This is a genomic window from Agrobacterium sp. YIC 4121, assembly GCF_002008205.1.
In the GTDB taxonomy this organism is placed as follows: domain Bacteria; phylum Pseudomonadota; class Alphaproteobacteria; order Rhizobiales; family Rhizobiaceae; genus Agrobacterium; species Agrobacterium leguminum.
The window spans coordinates 28,693-48,251 of the sequence record NZ_MRDI01000006.1; the positions used below are offsets into that span (position 1 = coordinate 28,693).

A 19,559-nucleotide genomic window follows, 5' to 3' on the forward strand; every position below is an offset into this window, starting at 1 on the left:
ACCACGATGACGATTAAAAATGCGATGGTGCTGGCCGCCGGGCTTGGCACGCGGATGCGCCCGATCACGGATACGATACCGAAGCCGCTCGTCCAGATCGCGGGCAAGCCGATGATCGATTATGCGCTCGACGCGCTTGTCGAAGCCGGTGCGGAAACCATTGTCGTCAATGTGCACCACCACGCGGACCAGATGGTCACCCATCTTGAGCAGCGCACCGACGCCGAAATCCTGATTTCCGACGAGCGGACGCAACTGATGAATTCCGGCGGCGGTCTCGCCAAGGGCCTGAAGCTTCTTGAACCCGGCCCGGTCTTCGTCATGAATGCCGATCTCTTCTGGATTGGCGAGCAGCTGAATGCGGTCAGCAACCTGCGCAAGCTTGCGCAATTCTTCGACCCGACCCAAATGGACATGGCGCTGCTCTGCGTCGACATGGACCGCACCACCGGGCACAATGGCAAGCGGGATTTCAACCTCTCCGCCGATGGAAAACTGACGCGGTATCGCGATGGCGATCCGAACCCCGTGGTTTATGCCGGAGCCATCGCCATGGATTCGCGGCTGCTGGACGATGCGCCGGCGGATGCCTTCAACCTCAATATCTATTTCGACCGCGCCATTGAAAGAGACCGGCTTTTCGGGCTTTCTCTGGATGGCCACTGGATCACTGTCGGCACGCCGGATGCGATAGACGATGCTGAAAGCATCATCCGCCAATTCAGGGAAAAACGCTCTGCATGACGCTCACCCACCACGCAAAGCGCGTTCTGACGATCGCTGCGGGAACACCGTTCCTCAAGACGCTCGCGGAAACGCTGTGTGACGGGACACTGACAGCCGGCTATAAATACGACCCGGCCGATCCGCTGTCGCTTGCCAAGGTGACGATTTACGTGCCGACGCGGCGCTCCGCCCGTGTGCTGCGCTCCGAATTCGTCGATCGTCTGGGCGGCCGGTCCGCCATTCTGCCGCTGATCCGCCCCTTGGGCGAAACGGATGACGACAGCGGCTTTTTCGAGATCGAAAATCCTGAAATCATGGATCTGGCGCCGCCGATTTCCGGCACCGGCCGACTGATCGAGCTGGCGCGTCTTATTCTCGCCTGGCGCAACAGCCTGCCGGATGCCATCCGGGCCATCCATTCCGATTCGCCGCTTGTCGCCCCCGCCAGCCCCGCAGACGCCATATGGCTGGCGCGTGCGCTTGGCGAGGTGATCGATGCAATGGATACGGAAGAAAAGGACTGGGAAGCGCTTCAGCATCTCGATACTGGCGATCACGCCCAATGGTGGCAACTGACGGCGGATTTCCTGCGCATCGCCAGCGTCTTCTGGCCGGCGCGGCTTGCCGAACTCAACCGTTCCTCGGCCGGCCGGCATCGCAACGCCATCCTGCGGGCGGAAGCGAACCGGCTTGCCAATTTGCCGGATACGGGACCAATCATCGTCGCCGGGTCGACGGGTTCCATTCCTGCCGCAGCCGATCTTATCGCCGCCGTTGCGGCCCTGCCCCAGGGCACCGTCGTGCTTCCGGGGCTAGATCTCGCCATGCCGGAGGAGCAGTGGGAGGCAATCGCCGAGGACCCTACCGATCCTTCGAGCCGCACCCACTCGCAATATGGACTTTATATGCTGTTGCAGAAGCTCGGCATCCTGCGCGACGACGTGGTTCAGATCGGCGCCATCGATAGCGATCTGGAAAAGCGAGCAGCCGTGTTTTCGGCCGCACTTGCGCCGGCCAAATCCACCAGCGGCTGGAATCGCTGGCGCGAGGACAGGCAACCCGGCTTTTTCGACGACGCCTTCGCGACGGCCACGCTGATAGAAGCCGCCAATGAGCGCGAGGAGGCAACAGCCATCGCGGTGGCTTTGCGGCTGGCGCTTGAAGCGCCCGGCGCGGGGCGTCCGTCGCAGGCAGCGCTGATAACACCGGACCGCGGGCTGGCGCGGCGCGTGGCAACGGAGTTGCAGCGCTTCGGCATCGAAGCAGACGACTCGGCCGGTACGCCGCTCTCCGCCACCCCACAAGCGGGGCTGACGCAACTGGCGCTGGAAGCGATCCTGAGGCCCGGCGACCCGGTGCCGATCATTTCCCTTCTGAAACATCCGCTTAGCCGCTTCGGGCTTTCCGATGAAGCTTTCGCGAAAGCCTCCAAAGCGCTGGAGCTGATCGCGCTGCGCGGCGGCCGTGTGGAGACCGAAATCGGCAATCTGGAAGCGGTTCTGGAGGCGCAGCTTCTGGCGCAGCGCGACGACCGGCACCCACCTGCCTGGCGGCTGGCGCTGCCGGAGGCAAGCGCGGAGGCTGCGCGCGACCTGGCACAGCGGATTGCCGTTGCGACCGAGCCGCTCGGTTCCGCCTTTGTCCGCAAAGATCGATCCGGCCGCGCCTTCACCGATAAATTGCCGCTGTCCGTTTGGGCGGAGCGGACGGGTCGCGTGATCGAAGCCATCTGCGCGGATGAAAACAGCGATCTTGCCGCGCTCTGGTCCGGTGAAGCGGGAGACAAGCTTTCCGAGCTGTTCGGCGAGCTGATGGAAAGCGGCGAAATCCTCGATGCGGATGGACCGCAATGGATCGATATTTTTGCGGCACTGGTAGCCGGTGAATCGATCAAGCCAAGATCGATGCGTCATCCGCGCATTTTCATCTTCGGCGCGCTTGAGGCACGGCTGCAAAGCGTCGATACCGTTGTCATCGGTGGTCTCAATGAAGGGCTCTGGCCGGGGCAGACGGCGAATAATCCCTTCCTGTCCCGCACCATGAAGACCGCCATTGGCCTCGAACCGCCTGAACGGCGCATCGGTCAGCTGGCGCATGATTTCGAGATGGCAAATGGCACCCGACAGATTTTTTACACCCGCGCGCTGAGGCAGGGCTCAACGCCCGCCGTCGCCTCACGCTGGCTCCAGCGTCTTCTCGCGCTGGGCGGCGAGGATGTTGCCGATAGACTGAGGAAGCGCGGCGAGACCTATCGCCATTGGGCGGGATTGATGGATGAAAGCATCGATCAGGAAGCGGCAAAGCGCCCTGCGCCGAAACCACCAGCCGCGTTGCAGCCGACGCGCTATTCCTTCAGCGAAGTGGGGCGCCTGCGCCGCGATCCCTATTCGATCTATGCGCGGCGCATCCTGAAGCTGGACCCACTCGACCCCTTCAATCGCGATCCGAACGCCGCCGATCGCGGCACGCTCTATCACGCGATCATCGAGCGCTATTCCCGTGAGGGACATGTTCCCGGCACACCGGCCTCGCTTTCGGCCATGCAGCGCATTCTCGACGAATGTTTCGATGCGGAAAACCTGCCTCCCCATGTGGATGTCATCTGGCGGCCGCGTTTTGCAGCGGTAGCGCGCGCATTTATCGACTGGGAAAAAGAACGTCATCCATCCATTCGCCACAGCTTCTACGAGGCTCGCGCCGGGCAGGAAATCGTCGAGGCGGGCATAAGGCTGACGGGGATCGCCGACCGCATCGACGTCAAGACAAACGGTCAGGCGGATATTATCGACTACAAGACGGGGCTTGCGCCTTCCGTCAATCAGGCGCGCGCGCTGCTCGACCCGCAGCTTGCGCTCGAGGCGGCGGCCTTGATGCGCGGCGCCTTCCGCGAAGCCGGTTCGCCCACACCGGAAAACCTCATCTATGTTCGCCTGCGGCCTGGCGAGCGTTTTTTTGCCGATCAGGTCAATAACGAACATTCCAGCCGAAGCGGCAAAAGACCGCCGAAATCGGCGATTGAGCTCGCGACGGAATCGATCGAACAGCTCACCAAATTCGTCCATTCCCTGCGTGACGGCGAAAACGGCTTCGCCTCCCGCCTCGTGCCGGAAGAGCAACAATCCTATGGTGGGGAATATGACCACCTCGCCCGCGTTGCGGAATGGTCGACGGCAGAACCGGGAGACGGCGATGACGATTGATCCCTTCGATTCCGGCCCCGCCGCCGACACGCCTGAGAGCTGGATCGACTGGACCAGCGCCCGGCAGCGGCTTGCCTCCGATCCCGCAAGCTCTGCCTGGGTGTCGGCCAACGCCGGCTCCGGCAAGACCCATGTTCTGACCCAACGCGTCATCCGCCTGCTACTGGCCGGATGTAGACCTTCGGCGATTTTGTGCCTTACCTATACAAAGGCCGCGGCGTCGGAAATGTCCAGCCGCGTCTTCGACCGTCTGGCGGAATGGGCTACTTTGCCGGATTCCGATCTCAAGGACCGCATCGCCGCCATCGAAGGCAAGGTGCCCGATCGCATCAAGCTTGCCGAAGCGCGCAGGCTGTTTGCCAAGGCGCTGGAAACGCCGGGCGGGTTGAAAATCCAGACGATCCACGCCTTCTGCGAGGCGTTGCTGCATCAGTTCCCACTGGAAGCCAATGTCGCCGGCCATTTCTCCGTTCTTGACGACCGCGCCGCAACCACGCTGCTTGCCGAAGCACGCCGTTCGCTTCTAACGGCGGTTTCGACGGAACGGGACGCGGAGCTGGCGCAATCGCTCGCTTATGTGCTCGATCTCGCCGACGAAAGCGGACTGGAATCGCTGCTTTCCGCCATCATCGCCAATCGCAGCGCCCTTCGCGCCTTTCTTCTGGACGCCAAACAGTCGGGCGGCATCGATGCGCGGTTGCGGCAGGCGATGCAGATCGCAGACGGGGAAACCGAAGAAACCGCGGCAGCCGCCTTCTGGCCTCTGCCCGGCCTCTCAGGCCTTGCGCTCGATACGTATCTCGCCCTTGCCGACGAGGTAGGTGGATCACGCGTCATCGATGTCGCTTATGCGCTCAGGGAGGCAAAACGACAGTCGGACCCCGTGCGGCGGATGGAATTCATCGAAGCGGCACTGCTGACAGCCAAGGGCGAAAAGAAATCGGATGCCTATGTCATCAACAAGGGCATGCAGAAATCCGCCCCCGAACTTCTCGATGCGCTGACGCTGGCGCGGGACCATGTCGTTTCCTGCCGCAACCGATATCGTCTGGTGCGGATGCTGGCGGCGACAAAATGCGCCCTTGTTCTGGCCGAAAGGCTGATCGGCGATTTCGAAGACCTGAAGAAACAGCGAAGCCAGCTCGATTTCGAAGACTTGATCGAGCGCGCGGCCAACCTTCTCAACCGCGATACGGCCGGCGCCTGGGTGCACTACAAGCTGGATCAGGGCATCGACCATATTCTCGTCGATGAGGCGCAGGATACCAGCCCGGTGCAATGGTCGATCATCCAGTCGCTGGCGGCGGATTTCTTCACCGGCGAGAGCGCCCGCCTGGGGCGGCGCACGCTTTTTGCCGTGGGCGATGAAAAACAGTCGATCTATTCATTCCAGGGCGCCCGGCCGGAACGGTTTTCGCAGGAGCGCGAAGAGACCAAAAAGCGCGTCGATTCCGTCGATCAGGCCTTTCACCGTATCCGCCTGCCGCTTTCTTTCCGGTCCACGGAGGATGTTCTGGCCGCCGTCGATCAGGTCTTTTCAGACCCGAATAACGCCAGCGGCCTCAGTGCCGATAACGAGCCGGTGGAGCACCGATCCAACCGTGCCGGCCATCCCGGCACCGTGGAGGTGTGGGACATGGTGGCGCCGGAAACCGCCGAAGACGAAGAGGATTGGACAGCGCCCTTCGATGCGCTGCGGGAAAGCGCGCCGGCCACCATCGTCGCCCGCCGGATCGCCGCGCGCATCGCCGATATGATCGGAAGCGAGACCATCATCGAAAAGGGCGTCGAGCGCGCCGTGGAGCCAGGCGACATTCTGGTTCTCGTCAGAAAACGCCATGCCTTTGTCAACGCGCTGACGCGCGAGCTGAAACGACGCAAGAATATTCCCGTTGCCGGCGCCGACCGCCTTCGCCTGACTGACCACATTGCCGTGCAGGACCTTCTGGCGCTCGGACATTTCGTTGTCCTGCCTGAAGACGATCTTTCGCTCGCCGCACTGTTGAAGAGCCCGCTTTTCAACCTGACCGAAGATGACGTTTTCAACATCGCCGCCATGCGATCGGAAACGGAGAGCGTCTGGAAACGGCTGCAAATCCTTTCGCAGGAAGAGAATGGTCATCTTTCCGCCGTTACCGCCAAGCTGGAAGGTTTCATCGCGCTTTCCAAAACGGCCACCGTGCATGATTTCTTTGCAGCGGTCCTCACCCTGCATGACGGACGCAAGAAATTCCTGGGCCGGCTTGGCAATGAGGCGAGCGACGTTCTGGATGAGTTCCTGTCCTTTGCGCTGGACCACGAAAGGACAGGTCTGCCCGGCCTTCAGGCCTTTCTCTCCGTTCTGGAAACCGATTCACCGGAAGTGAAACGCGAGCAGGACAAGGACCGTGGCGAAGTACGCATTATGACCGTGCACGCCTCCAAGGGCCTTGAGGCGCCGGTCGTTTTTGTCGTCGATGGCGGTTCGAAGGCCTTCAATCACAGCCATGTACCGAAACTGCGCTTCGTCGAAGCGGGTGAGGACGCCTTCCCGGTCTGGCTGCCCGGCAGCGGCTTTTCCAACCATCTCATTCACTCCGACGAGGAACGGCTGAAGACGGCCGCCGAAGACGAATATCGACGGCTGCTTTATGTGGCGATGACGCGCGCCGCCGATCACCTCGTCGTCTGCGGTTATCGCGGCCAGAAGGAAAACCCCGAATGCTGGCATGCCATCGTCAAGGCGGCGCTTGCCAACAATGAAGACCATTGCAAGCCGCAGCTTTTCACGGCCGATGGCGAGGAATGGCAGGGGCTTGTCTGGCGTAAATCCGAGGCTCGCGCGACATCTCTTCCGCAAAGGCTGCCGGAAAAGCAGCAGGACGAAGAATATACTCTTCCGGCCGGGCTGCTTGCTCCCCTGCCTGCCCTGCCCTCCTTGCCAAGGCCGCTCAGCCCTTCCGGTACAGGCACCATCATCGATGACGGTGCGGATGATCTTGCCGTGCGTTCGCCGCTTTTCGGCGAGAAAGCCGATGTCTCTTCGCTTGCGCTGCAGCGCGGCCGGCTGGTGCATCGCATGCTGCAGGCACTGCCGGATTTTGCCGAGGCGGAGCGGGAGGAGGCTGCCCGCCGCTATGCGGAACGAGCGGCCCGTTTCTGGCCTACGGCCGAACGCGAGCATTTGATCCGGGCGGTTCTGCGGGTCATCTCCGAACCGGCGGTGCAACCGGCCTTTTCCGCCAACAGCCGCGCGGAAATTTCCATCATGGGCACGATGACGATCGGCCGGCAGCACTATGCCGTCTCCGGCCGCGTCGACCGGCTGGCGGTGGATGGTGATCGCGTTATTTTGGTCGACTACAAGACGAACCGGGTTCCGCCGCGCACGGCACGTGAGATACCTTTCTCCCACACCGCGCAGCTTGCCATCTATCGCGAAATTCTTGCACCGCTCTATCCCGGCAAGGAATTTGTCTGCGCGCTGATCTATACGGAAAATGCCACTTTTGTGCGGGTTGACGATGATGCAATGACGCAGGCTCTTGCCGCAATAAAGACAAAGTGAGATACCGGGGCATTGAAATTCCGACGCGCCCGCATCACATCGATAGCGGAAAAGTTTAGCTGAAAGGAGAGCCAGATATGGCTACCGTAAAAGTCGATGCCGCCAACTTCCAGTCCGAAGTCCTCGAATCCTCCGAACCCGTCGTGGTGGATTTCTGGGCCGAATGGTGCGGCCCGTGCAAGATGATCGCGCCGAGCCTTGAGGAAATTTCGTCCGAGCTTGCCGGCAAGGTCAAGGTCGCGAAGCTCAACATCGACGAAAACCCGGAACTGGCTGCCCAGTTCGGCGTGCGCTCCATCCCGACGCTCGCCATGTTCAAGGGCGGCGAAGTGGCCGACATCAAGGTTGGCGCTGCTCCCAAGACAGCGCTGTCCGCCTGGATTTCGGGCGCTGCATAAGCAATATCAGTGGAATGAAAAAAGCCCGGCAGCGATGCCGGGCTTTTTTATTGGGGAACCGTGCCGTTGAAGGCAAGCGCGTTGCCGGCAAGATAAAGCGAGCCGCCGATCAGGATGCGCGGCGCCGGTCCTTCGGGGTCGAAGCGGCGCGAAAGCTCTTCCAGAGCATGCGTGAGGGACGAGGTGGGGGCCGCCACGAGACCGGCATCGAAGGCCGCATGGGCAAGCACGACGGGATCGATCGCCGCATCGGTGCCGCCAATCGGCACGGTGAAGACATATTCGGCAATATCGGCGAAGGCCTTGAAATAGCCCACCGGATCCTTGGTATTGATCATGCCTGCAATGATGAACAGTGGGCGTGGCGTCTTTTCCTCAAAGCCGGCCATCGCTTCGGCAATGACTTCGCCCGCGCCGGGGTTATGACCGCCATCGATCCAGATTTCCGAATTCTTCGGGGCCATTTCAGCGATTTTGCCGGTCAGGATGCGCTGCAGACGGCCGGGCCATTCCACGGAGGTCATGGCTTTTTCGATCATCCGTTCCGTCACCTCGAAACCGGCGGCCTTGATGGCGCGGATCGCGGCGGCGGCATTGGCAAGCTGGTGGCGGCCGGGAAGACGCGGCAGCGGCGCATCGGCCAGGCCGAACTCATCCTGATAGACCATACGGCCGAATTCTTCATGGGCGGAAAAATCCTGCCCATAGACCGATACCGGGCAACCGAGCCGCTCCGCCGTGGCGACGAGCGTTTCGAGCGCCGCATCATATTCCTGATGGCCTATGACGACGGGGGAACCGGACTTCATGATGCCTGCCTTTTCGGCGGCAATCAGCTCCACCCGGTCGCCGAGATAGGCCTGATGATCCAACGAAATCGGCATGATGACGGAGACGGCCGGATTTTTGATCACATTGGTCGCATCGAAACGTCCACCCAGACCAACCTCAACGACGGCGGCATCGGCGGGCTGTTCCGCAAAAAGCACGAACATCGCGGCAGTCAGAATTTCGAAAACCGTGATCGTCTGGCCTGCATTGGCAGCTTCAATACGGCGCAGCGCATCCGCAAAGACGGCATCCTCGACATAACGGCCTTTTTCCCCGTAAACGCCAATACGATAACGTTCGTGCCAGTTCACCAGATGTGGAGAAGTATGGACGTGAACGGAAAGGCCCGCCGCCTCCAGAAGCGCTCGGCAAAAGGCCGTGACGGAACCCTTACCATTGGTGCCCGCAACATGGATAACAGGTGGCATCCTGTTCTGGGGATTGCCGAGTTTTTCAAGAAGACGGGAAATTCTGTCGAGCGAAAGATCGAACCCCTTGGGGTGGAGCTGCATCAGCTCTTCAATGATCTTCTCGGCCTCACCGATCGCGGGCTTCGTCATGTCTTCCGTTCGCCTTTCAGGCGTTTTGCTTGCCATTTGTCCGCCGCACCAAAGATGAAATCATGCAACGTATAGCATCATCCCGAAGGCAGTTTATGCCTCCGGGCGACATATTTTTTTCCTCAGGCCGAAGCGGCCAGCGGTACGACAGCATTTGCGTTGTCAGCAGGCGCTTTGGTCATGATCTTGAGCAGATTGGCCAGCGTGTCGGGAATTTCGCGGCGGTCGATCACCATGTCCACCATGCCGTGCTCCAGCAGGTACTCCGAAGTCTGGAAGCCTTCGGGGAGCTTTTCGCGAATGGTCTGCTCGATCACGCGCTTGCCTGCGAAGCAAATCTCGGCACCCGGCTCGGCGATATGCACATCGCCCAACATGGCGTAGGAGGCCGTGACGCCGCCGGTCGTCGGGTTCGTCAGAACCACGATGTAAGGCATTCCCGCTTCTTTCAGCATGTTCACCGCAACCGTGGTGCGCGGCAGCTGCATCAGCGACAGAATGCCTTCCTGCATGCGCGCACCGCCCGAGGCCGGGAACATCACGAGCGGGCAACGCTCGGAAATGGCACGCTCGAAGGCCTTGACGATCGCTTCGCCGGCGGCAATGCCCAGCGAACCGCCCATGAACTGGAATTCATGCACGACGGCGACGATCTTCAGGCCTTTCAGGAGGCCGACGCCGGCAAGGATCGTGTCTTCCTGCTCGGTCTTCGTGCGGCTGTCGCGCAGGCGGTCGGTGTATTTTTTGGAATCGCGGAACTTCAAGGGGTCCTGCGCTACCTTCGGCTGCGGCAGTGCTTCATAGACACCGCCATCGAAAAGATCGGCAAGGCGCGCCTTGGCCGGCATCTTCATATGGTAGCCGGAAGCCGGGATGACCCACTTGTTGTCTTCCAAATCCTTGTGGAAGACCATCTCGCCCGTTTCCGGGCACTTGATCCACAGGTTCTCCGGAACCTCCGGGCGGCGGCCAAGCATGGAATTGATCCGGGGCCGTACGTAATTGGTGATCCAGTTCAACTGACTACTCCTGACTGGGCCGCGCGCTTATTCCGCGGCGGCAAGGCGCGATGCACGCACGCCCGTTGAAAGTCCTTTTACCAGCGTCGTAACGGCCGGTACGGTATCGGCGGTCGCCTGCCCGTCCCTGGTAAGGCTGCCCGCAATCTGGTTGACGATGGCCGAACCGACCACAACGCCATCCGCAACGGCACCGATCGCTTTTGCATGATCCGCCGTTTTAACACCGAAACCGACACAGACCGGCAGTTCCGTATGCGCCTTGATACGACCGACAGCACCCGAGATCAACGAGGGATCGGGAAGTGCTGAACCGGTGATACCGTTCATCGAGACGTAGTAGACGAAACCTGAGGTATTTTTAAGGACGGCAGGCAGGCGCTTGCCATCCGTCGTTGGCGTCGCCAGACGGATGAAGTTGATGCCGCGCGCAAGAGCGGGGATGCAGAGTTCATCGTCCATTTCCGGCGGCAGATCGACAACGATCAGGCCATCGATGCCGGCGGCGATTGCGTCGTCCAGAAATTTTTCGACGCCGTAGATATAGATCGGATTATAATAGCCCATCATCACGATCGGCGTCGCGTCATCTCCCTTGCGGAACTCGCGAGCGAGATCGAGCGTGGTTTTCAGCGTCTGGCCGCCTTTCAGCGCGCGCTGGCCGGCCAGCTGAATGGCCGGACCATCCGCCATCGGATCGGAAAAGGGCATGCCGAGTTCGATGACGTCGGCACCGGCTTCCGGCAGCGCTTTCATGATGCCGAGCGAGGTTTCAAAATCCGGGTCGCCGCCCATGAAATAGGTAATCAGGGCCGGGCGATTTTCAGCGCGCAGATCGGCAAAGCGCTTGTCCATACGTGCAGTCATGATCTTATACATCCATTCCAAGGAACTTGCTGACGGTGTGGACATCCTTGTCGCCGCGACCGGAGAGGTTCATCAGGATGATTTCATCCTTGCCCATCTTCGGTGCGCGCTTGATGACCTCGGCCAGGGCATGGCTCGGCTCCAGAGCCGGAATGATGCCTTCAAGGCGGGTCAGCATCTGGAAGGCGTCCAGCGCCTCATGGTCCATGATCGGCACATATTCCACGCGGCCAATATCGTTCAGCCAGGAATGTTCAGGGCCGATGCCGGGATAATCGAGGCCGGCGGAGATGGAATGGCCTTCCTTGATCTGACCGTCCTCATCCTGCAGCAGATAGGTGCGGTTGCCATGCAGCACACCCGGCGAACCGGCGGTGATGGAAGCGCAATGCTCATCACCCGAAAGACCCTTGCCGCCGGCTTCGACGCCGATAATACGGACATTCTTGTCATCGAGGAAAGGATGGAAGATGCCGATGGCGTTCGAACCGCCGCCGACAGCCGCGACGACCAGATCCGGCAGGCGACCTTCCGCCTCCAGCATCTGCGTCTTAGCTTCCTCGCCGATAACGGCCTGGAAATCGCGGACCATTTCCGGATAGGGATGCGGGCCGGCGGCAGTGCCGATCAGATAATAGGTGTCCTCGACATTGGTGACCCAGTCGCGCAGGGCCTCGTTCATGGCGTCCTTCAGGGTGCCATGGCCAGCCGTGACCGGCTTCACCTCGGCACCGAGGAGCTTCATGCGGAACACATTCGGGGCCTGACGGGCAACATCCGTCGCGCCCATATAAACGACGCAGGGTAGGCCGAAGCGTGCAGCGACGGTAGCCGAGGCAACGCCGTGCTGGCCGGCACCGGTTTCGGCGATGATACGGGTCTTGCCCATGCGCTTGGCAAGCAGGATCTGGCCGAGGCAATTGTTGATCTTGTGCGAGCCGGTGTGGTTCAGCTCTTCGCGCTTGAAATAGATCTTCGCGCCACCAAGTTCCGCCGTCAGGCGTTCCGCAAAATAAAGCGGGCTCGGACGACCGGTATAGTGTGCGCCGAGATGCTTGAGCTCCGCCTGAAACGCGGGATCGGTCTTGGCCTTGTCCCATTCCGCCTGCAAATCCAGAATGAGCGGCATCAGCGTTTCGGCAACGAAGCGACCTCCGTAAATGCCGAAACGGCCGTCCTCATCGGGACCAGCGCGAAAAGAATTGGGTGTTGGCGCGTCGTTCACTTCAAGCTCCCTTTGGGCCTTTCGACCAATCATTCACCACATCGAAAAATGCGTCGATCATGGACAAATCCTTGACGCCCGGCGCACTTTCCACACCGGACGATAAATCTAGTCCGCTTGCCCTGGTCTCCGCCAGCGCCTCGGCGACATTGTCCTTGTTCAATCCCCCGGAAAGCATGTAATCCACACTTCCGTCAAGTGATCGCAGGATGGTCCAGTCGAAGGACACGCCGTTGCCGCCCGGAAGCTCGGAACCGGCAGGCGCCTTGGCATCCAGCAGAAAACGGTCGGCTATTCCAATATAAGGGTCGATTTTGGCAAGATCAGCAGCATCGCGAATGGAAATCGCCTTCATGACAGGCAGGCCATACAGCGCCTTGATGTTCAGCAGCCGTTCCGGGCTTTCATTGCCATGCAGCTGCAGAATGTCCGGTTTGACGAGATCGACGATTTCATCGAGATAATCATTATCGGCATTGACGGTGACGGCAACCACCTTGGCGGCGCCACGAGCGCCTTCCGCCAGCCTGCCGGCAAGATCGGGCTCGATATTGCGCGGGCTTTTTTCAAAGAAAATAAAACCGACATGGGACGCACCACGCCTGACGGCGCGCTCCAGCGCTTCCGGTGTCTTCAATCCGCAAATCTTGATATCCGGTTTCATACCCGCGACCTGACATGAAATGCGACAAGAGTCGAGCCAAATCGCATCCATTCCCGATGGAATGTTTCACGTGAATCCAGATGGCGATCCGCGCCGCCGGTTTCAATCGAAATCGATGGCGTGAAGTTTCGAACCATGGCGTTTCAGCCAGCTCTTGGCTTCTTCCGTGTGCGGGCAGAGCTTTTCGCACAATGCCCAAAATTTCGGGCCGTGGTTCATTTCGCTCAGATGCGCGACCTCATGGGCGGCGAGATAGTCGATGACCTTTTCCGGGGCCATGACGATGCGCCAGGAAAAGCTCAGATTTCCATCATGGGAACAGGAGCCCCACCGGCTGCGGGTATCCTTCATGCTGATGGAGCGGACCGGCCGGCCGGCGGTGCGTGCATGAACAGCCACAAGCCGTTCCAGATCCGCCTTCGCTTCCTTCTTGAGGAATGTCGCTATCCGCCGTCTCAGATGTTCCGGCGCGCCGCTGACCTTCAGAACGGCCATCCCATCGGCGTCTTTCGTGACATGTGTCAGCCCTCGCAGGCTGCCAGTATGGTCAATGCGGTGGGCTATGCCACGAATATCGATGGTCGCACCCGACCGCAAACCGTCGTCGGGGCTGAATTTCACAAGCTTGCCTTCCAGCCAGCCCTGATGCCTCTCGAGAAAATCATCCACCTGGCGGTGATGCAGGCCCATCGGGATCGTCAGCTTCAGCGCCCGGCCGCCGGGTTCGATGCGCAGCGTAATGCGCGTGGCACGCGGATTTTCCCTGACCGTAATCGGCACCTGCCTGCCCGCCACTGCGACGGTGCGCTGGCTGGGCGCAATCTTCTTTGGGACCGGCGACTTCAGGGATTTTCTGAGGAGCGAAAACATGAACTCTTCATAACCGATTCGTCCGTCGCTTGGCCATGCAAATGCGCGGCACGGCCGGCCGTCTTGTCCTTAAGCTGTCTGATGTTTGCGGATAAAATCCAGCATGCGCGGCACGATTTCCTTGCGGAAGCGCGAACCGTTGAAGACGCCGTAGTGCCCGACATCCGGCTGCATGTAATGGGCGCGTTTGTCTTCAGGGATATTCCGGCAGAGATCATGCGCGGCCTTCGTCTGGCCGACGCCGGAAATATCGTCATTCTCACCTTCCACCGTAAACAGTGCGACGTTGCGAATGGCTGCGGGATCGACCGCCCTGCCCCGGTGCAGCATGTTCCCTTTCGGAAGCGCATGGTCGATAAAGACGGTTTCCACTGTCTGCAGATAGAACTCCGCCGTCAGATCCATGACGGCTAGATATTCATCGTAAAATTCGCGGTGTTTTTCAGCGGAATCGCCGTCATTCTTGACGAGGTTGAGGTAAAAATCCTTGTGCGCCGTCATGTGCTTGTCGAGGTTCATGGACATGAAACCGGAGAGTTGCAGGAAGCCCGGATAGACATTGCGGCCAAAAGCCGGCTGCGGCCACGGCACCTGCATGACGACATTGTCGCGGAACCATTCAATGGGTTTCGCCTTGGCAAGACCGTTGACAGCCGTTGGATTGATGCGCGTATCGATCGGACCGCCCATCAGCGTCATGGATGCCGGCGCGAATTTATCCCCATCAGCCTCCATCAGGGAAACGGCGGCCAGTACCGGCACGGATGGCTGACAGACGGCTACCACATGCGCCCCCGGTCCGATCGCGCGAAGCATCTCGATGACATAGCTGATGTAATCATCGAGATCGAAGGTGCCCTCACTCACCGGCACGGTGCGGGCGTCGGTCCAATCGGTGATGTAGATATCCGCCGAAGGCAGCAGGGCCGCCACCGTTCCCCGCAACAGGGTGGCGTAGTGGCCGGACATCGGCGCCACCAGCAGCACCTTCGGATCGGACTTACGGGCTGGATCGAGTTCCTTCTTGAAACGAAGCAGATTGCAGAACGGACGCGACCAGACGGTCTCTTCGACAACATTGACGGTGTGGCCATCGACAATCGTACTGCAAAGAGCGAATTCCGGTTTAGCGTAACGGCGCGTCATGCGCTCAAAGACCTCAAAACCGGCATCGAGGCTTCTTCCGAAAGCCGTGCTGGAAAGCGGGTTGAGCGGATTGTTGCAAGCCTGACGCATCATGTCGGCGCCGGCGCGCAGCGGCGCCATGGCCGCATGGTTCATTTCATAGAGGTGGTAGAACACTGATGACGCCTCCCTCGCGATCACGCTCTTTTTTTCAACCATAGCAGCTTTTCGCAGGTGCACAAAATCGAAGGCGCCGGCGGTTTCCCGCCGGCGCCTCACTTTTCGTTGAATGCCTGCCGGTGATCAGATGTCGGCGACGAAAGTTTGCTTCTGGGAACCGAGACCCTCGATGCCGAGTTCCACGACGTCACCAGCCTTCAGGTAACGCGGCGGCTTCAGGCCCATGCCAACGCCAGGAGGGGTGCCGGTGGAAATGACATCACCGGGATGCAGCGACATGAACTGGCTGAGGTAGGAGACAACGTGGGCGACGCCGTAAACCATGGTTTTGCTGGAGCCATCCTGCATGGTCTGGCCGTTCACTTTCAGCCACATGCCGAGGTTCTGCGGATCGGCGATTTCGTCCTTCGTCACCAGCCATGGGCCGATGGGGCCGAAAGTGTCGCAGGACTTGCCCTTGGTCCACTGACCGGCGCGCTCCGTCTGGAAGGCGCGCTCGGAAACATCGTGCGAAACGCAATAACCGGCGACGTAATCGAGAGCATCGGCTTCCGAGACGTATTTGGCGGTCTTGCCGATGACGACGCCGAGCTCGACTTCCCAGTCGGTCTTTTCAGAACCGCGCGGAATGGTGACGTTGTCATTCGGACCGACGATGGCCGAGGTCGCCTTCATGAAAATGACCGGTTCCGGCGGTACGGTGGCACCCGTTTCGGCGGCGTGGTCGGAAAAGTTGAGGCCGATGCAGATGAATTTTCCCGTTCCGGCAACGCAGGCGCCGATGCGCTCTTCGTTCAGCACCGGAAGTGTGCCGAGGTCGATCGCGGCGATCTTCTTAAGGCCCTCGGGAGAAATGGCTTCGCCGCCAATGTCTTTGACATGGGCGGACAGATCGCGGACTTTTCCTTCCGCGTCGAGGATTGCAGGTTTTTCCTGGCCGGGCTGGCCGACACGCATCAATTTCATGGAACTCTCTCCCGGTTGTCAGACAAGGTGATGCATATATGAACGATGCATTCATACTTGTCACCCCTTGACTGCGCCAAGTTTCGAAAAATACCTTTTCCTTCCCGTCAATCAAAAGGACATGGCCCGTGACGAACAGCAATTCCCGGCAATCAGAATATCCCGTCGATCCCCTCTTCCTTGATCGCTGGTCTCCGCGCGCCTTCGATGGCAATGCCATGCCGCCCCAGCATCTGATGACCATTCTGGATGCCGCGCACTGGGCGCCTTCCGCCTCCAACTATCAGCCATGGCGGTTTATCTATGCACACAAGGATAGCGAAGACTGGCCGCTCTTCGTGGAACTGCTGATGGAGGGAAACCAGCGCTGGGCGAAAAACGCCTCCGTGCTGCTGTTTGTCATTTCCCGCGACTATAACATCTCGCGCGACGGTGAGAAAAAACCATCCGCGACCCATTCCTTCGATGCCGGCGCTGCCTGGTTTTCGCTTGCCATGCAGGCTCACCTGCTCGGTTACCACGCCCATGGCATGGCTGGCATATTGAAGGACAAGATCGTTGAAAAACTGAACATCCCGGAAGGCTACAAGGTGGAGGCCGCGGTCGCCATCGGCACGCTGACCGACAAGTCCGTTCTCCCTGATGATCTGGCGGAGCGGGAAGTACCGAGCAAGCGTCTGCCGCTTTCGGATGTGGCCTTCGAAGGGCGCTTCACCGGCAAGGGTGATTGATGTTCTCCGAATGACAAAAGGCCCGGCGGAAATTGACCGCCGGGCCTTTTGTTAAATTTTCGTTTCACGTGAATCGTTACGCGAAACACCCCACAGGATTAAATGTCGAGGTTGGCGACGCTCAGCGCATTTTCCTGAATGAAGTCGCGGCGCGGTTCCACCTCGTCGCCCATCAGGCGGGCGAACAGGCCGTCGGCGTCCGTTGCGTCACTCACCCTTACCTGCAGCAGGGAGCGAACATTGGCGTCGAGCGTGGTTTCCCATAGCTGCTCGGCATTCATTTCGCCGAGGCCCTTATAGCGCTGCATGGAAAGACCCTTGCGGCCGGCAGCGAAAATCGCATCCAGAAGCGCGCGCGGACCGGCCAGTTCCATGGTGCCGTCCTTGCGTTGCAGGACCGGCGGCGTAGCGTAGATATCACGGGTGCGGGCTGCGAGCTGATCGATATGGCGGGCATCGGCCGAACCGAGCAGTCCCATATCCAGCGTCGAGACTTCCTTGACGCCGCGCACCATGCGCTCGAAGCGCAAGCCGCCATCCTGCAGTACCGTGCCGGACCAGCCACGTTCGGTTTCTTCCGCGATCATATCCAGACGCCGCGCCACTTCGGCAACGGTTTCCTCGGCGCGGGCAGCATCAGCCGAAAGTTCGGGGTTCAGCGCGCCGGCAATAGCGGCCTGTTCCACGATAGAGCGGCTGTAACGCGAATGCAGCCCGTCGATCAGCGAGCGCATGCGCACCGCATCCAGAATGACTTCGCGAAGATCGGCGCCGATACGCACTTCGCCAGAACCGAGCGTCAGCGACGCTTCCTCGATACCCATGGAGATCAGGTATTCTTCCAGCGCCTTTTCATCCTTGAGGTACTGCACGGATTTGCCACGCGTGACCTTATAAAGCGGCGGCTGGGCGATATAGAGATGGCCACGCTCGATCAGCTCCGGCATCTGGCGGAAGAAGAAGGTCAGGAGGAGGGTACGGATATGGGCGCCGTCGACGTCAGCATCCGTCATGATGATGATCTTGTGGTAACGCAGCTTGTCGGCGTTGAACTCGTCCTTGCCGATGGAGGTACCGAGCGCCGTAATCAGCGTGCCGATTTCCTGGCTGGACAACATCTTGTCGAAACGGGCGCGCTCGACGTTCAGGATTTTGCCACGCAGCGGCAGGATCGCCTGGGTTTCGCGCGAGCGGCCCTGCTTGGCCGAACCGCCAGCGGAGTCACCCTCAACGAGGAAGAGTTCGGATTTCGCCGGATCGCGCTCCGAGCAGTCGGCAAGCTTGCCGGGTAGAGAGGCGATATCGAGCGCACCTTTACGGCGCGTCAGTTCGCGCGCCTTGCGGGCGGCTTCACGCGCGACCGCCGCTTCCACCACCTTGCCGACGAGGATTCTTGCGTCGGAAGGATGTTCTTCCAGCCAGGTGGAGAGCGCTTCGTTGACAAGGCTTTCCACGACCGGACGCACTTCGGAGGAAACGAGCTTGTCTTTCGTCTGCGAAGAAAACTTGGGGTCGGGAACCTTGACAGAGAGAATGGCCGTCAGACCTTCACGGCAGTCCTCACCCTGCAGGCTCACCTTTTCCTTTTTCAGGATGCCCGAGGTTTCGGCATAGGAGGTCACCTGACGGGTCAGCGCCGCGCGGAAACCGGCCATATGGGTGCCGCCGTCGCGCTGGGGAATGTTGTTGGTAAAACACAGCACGTTTTCATGGTAGCTATCGTTCCACCACAGCGCGACCTCAACCGTAATGCCGTCCTTTTCGCCCTTGATGGCGACTGGCTTGTCCACCAGCGGCTTCTTGGCACGGTCGAGATAACGAACGAAGGCTTCGAGACCGCCATCATATAGCAGCTCTTCCTGCTTGATGTCCGAATGGCGCTTGTCGGTGAGCAGGATGCGCACGCCGGAATTCAGGAATGCGAGTTCGCGCAGGCGATGCTCCAGCGTTCCGTAATCGTAGTCCGTCATGGTGAAGGTTTCAGGGCTTGCAAGGAAGGTCACTTCCGTGCCGGAGCGGCCTTCATATTCGCCAATGACGGAAAGCGGCGCATCGGCGACACCATGCGTAAAGCCGATTTCGTGCAGCTTGCCGTTGCGGCGGATTCTCAGCTTCAGCCAGACGGAGAGCGCATTGACCACCGACACGCCCACGCCATGCAGGCCGCCCGAGACCTTATAGGAATTCTGGTCGAACTTACCGCCCGCATGCAGCTGGGTCATGATGACTTCGGCGGCAGAAACGCCTTCGGAAGAATGGATGTCGGTCGGAATGCCGCGTCCATTATCCGTCACCGTCACCGAGCCGTCGGCATTCAGGGTCACCGTCACCAGATCGGCATGACCGGCGAGCGCCTCGTCGATGGCGTTGTCGACGACCTCGTAGACCATGTGGTGCAGGCCGGAACCGTCATCGGTGTCGCCGATATACATGCCGGGCCGTTTGCGCACGGCATCAAGGCCCTTGAGGACCTTGATCGAATCGGCTCCATATTCCGCGTTCGCGCCGACTTCGCTTGACGATGTTTCGGTCATAAATACTCTTTCCAAAGTTTTCTCGGGCCAGGTTTCCAGTGAGGGGGCCTGAAGCCAGCGAATCACTCAAATCCGACATGCGACTATAGAAATTCTACACCCAATCCCAAAGGCCG

General features: G+C 60.1%; 14 protein-coding genes. 5 read left to right on the forward strand and 9 right to left on the reverse strand.

Features of this window, described 5'->3' with window-relative positions:
• Window positions 1-6 precede the first annotated feature (6 nt).
• The 4 genes from BTE54_RS09355 to trxA all read left to right on the forward strand — a co-directional run bounded on the left by BTE54_RS09355 (window position 7) and on the right by trxA (window position 7,871).
• The gene (locus BTE54_RS09355; protein WP_078052435.1) at window positions 7-744 is read left to right on the forward strand and encodes a nucleotidyltransferase family protein; all 738 of its coding nucleotides are present in this window, start codon (window positions 7-9) and stop codon (window positions 742-744) included.
• Window positions 741-3,926: a double-strand break repair protein AddB gene (addB, locus tag BTE54_RS09360; protein WP_078052259.1), complete on the forward strand. Its 3,186-nt coding sequence runs from the start codon at window positions 741-743 to the stop codon at window positions 3,924-3,926. Before BTE54_RS09355 ends, addB begins: the two co-directional genes overlap by 4 nt.
• On the forward strand, window positions 3,916-7,473 hold the full coding sequence (addA, locus tag BTE54_RS09365) for a double-strand break repair helicase AddA (RefSeq protein WP_078052260.1): 3,558 nt from the start codon (window positions 3,916-3,918) through the stop codon (window positions 7,471-7,473). Before addB ends, addA begins: the two co-directional genes overlap by 11 nt.
• A gap of 77 nt (window positions 7,474-7,550) precedes the next feature.
• The gene (gene trxA / locus BTE54_RS09370) at window positions 7,551-7,871 is read left to right on the forward strand and encodes a thioredoxin (RefSeq protein ID WP_003521174.1); all 321 of its coding nucleotides are present in this window, start codon (window positions 7,551-7,553) and stop codon (window positions 7,869-7,871) included.
• Between the two features lie 47 nt (window positions 7,872-7,918).
• Here trxA and BTE54_RS09375 read toward each other — a convergent pair whose 3' ends face one another.
• The 8 genes from BTE54_RS09375 to BTE54_RS09410 form a co-directional block, all read right to left on the reverse strand.
• Window positions 7,919-9,298: a folylpolyglutamate synthase/dihydrofolate synthase family protein gene (locus BTE54_RS09375; protein ID WP_198939112.1), complete on the reverse strand. Its 1,380-nt coding sequence runs from the start codon at window positions 9,296-9,298 to the stop codon at window positions 7,919-7,921.
• Window positions 9,299-9,384: 86 nt separating this feature from the next.
• On the reverse strand, window positions 9,385-10,281 hold the full coding sequence (gene accD, locus BTE54_RS09380; protein WP_078052261.1) for an acetyl-CoA carboxylase, carboxyltransferase subunit beta: 897 nt from the start codon (window positions 10,279-10,281) through the stop codon (window positions 9,385-9,387).
• A 27-nt stretch (window positions 10,282-10,308) separates the two neighbouring features.
• Window positions 10,309-11,148, reverse strand: coding sequence for a tryptophan synthase subunit alpha (gene trpA, locus BTE54_RS09385; protein WP_065657024.1), 840 nt, complete (start codon window positions 11,146-11,148; stop codon window positions 10,309-10,311).
• A 4-nt stretch (window positions 11,149-11,152) separates the two neighbouring features.
• A complete protein-coding gene (gene trpB / locus BTE54_RS09390; protein WP_078052262.1) occupies window positions 11,153-12,373 on the reverse strand; it encodes a tryptophan synthase subunit beta in 1,221 nt (406 codons plus the stop codon).
• Window position 12,374: 1 nt separating this feature from the next.
• Window positions 12,375-13,037: a phosphoribosylanthranilate isomerase gene (locus BTE54_RS09395; protein WP_065656811.1), complete on the reverse strand. Its 663-nt coding sequence runs from the start codon at window positions 13,035-13,037 to the stop codon at window positions 12,375-12,377.
• Between the two features lie 102 nt (window positions 13,038-13,139).
• Window positions 13,140-13,907 carry a M48 family metallopeptidase gene (locus tag BTE54_RS09400; RefSeq protein WP_065656812.1) on the reverse strand — a complete coding sequence of 256 codons (768 nt, stop codon included), beginning with the start codon at window positions 13,905-13,907 and terminating at the stop codon, window positions 13,140-13,142.
• A gap of 69 nt (window positions 13,908-13,976) precedes the next feature.
• Window positions 13,977-15,209 (reverse strand): polyhydroxyalkanoate depolymerase, encoded by a 1,233-nt coding sequence (locus tag BTE54_RS09405; RefSeq protein ID WP_245316573.1) that lies wholly within the window; start codon window positions 15,207-15,209, stop codon window positions 13,977-13,979.
• Between the two features lie 126 nt (window positions 15,210-15,335).
• Window positions 15,336-16,178, reverse strand: a complete 843-nt coding sequence (locus tag BTE54_RS09410) for a fumarylacetoacetate hydrolase family protein (RefSeq protein ID WP_003521165.1) — start codon at window positions 16,176-16,178, stop codon at window positions 15,336-15,338.
• Between the two features lie 128 nt (window positions 16,179-16,306).
• Between BTE54_RS09410 and BTE54_RS09415 the strand changes: the two genes are divergently transcribed.
• The gene (locus BTE54_RS09415) at window positions 16,307-16,909 is read left to right on the forward strand and encodes a nitroreductase family protein (RefSeq protein ID WP_078052264.1); all 603 of its coding nucleotides are present in this window, start codon (window positions 16,307-16,309) and stop codon (window positions 16,907-16,909) included.
• Between the two features lie 98 nt (window positions 16,910-17,007).
• Here the strand turns inward: BTE54_RS09415 and gyrB are convergent, their stop codons facing one another.
• Window positions 17,008-19,443, reverse strand: coding sequence for a DNA topoisomerase (ATP-hydrolyzing) subunit B (gyrB, locus tag BTE54_RS09420; RefSeq protein WP_078052265.1), 2,436 nt, complete (start codon window positions 19,441-19,443; stop codon window positions 17,008-17,010).
• Window positions 19,444-19,559 lie beyond the last annotated feature (116 nt).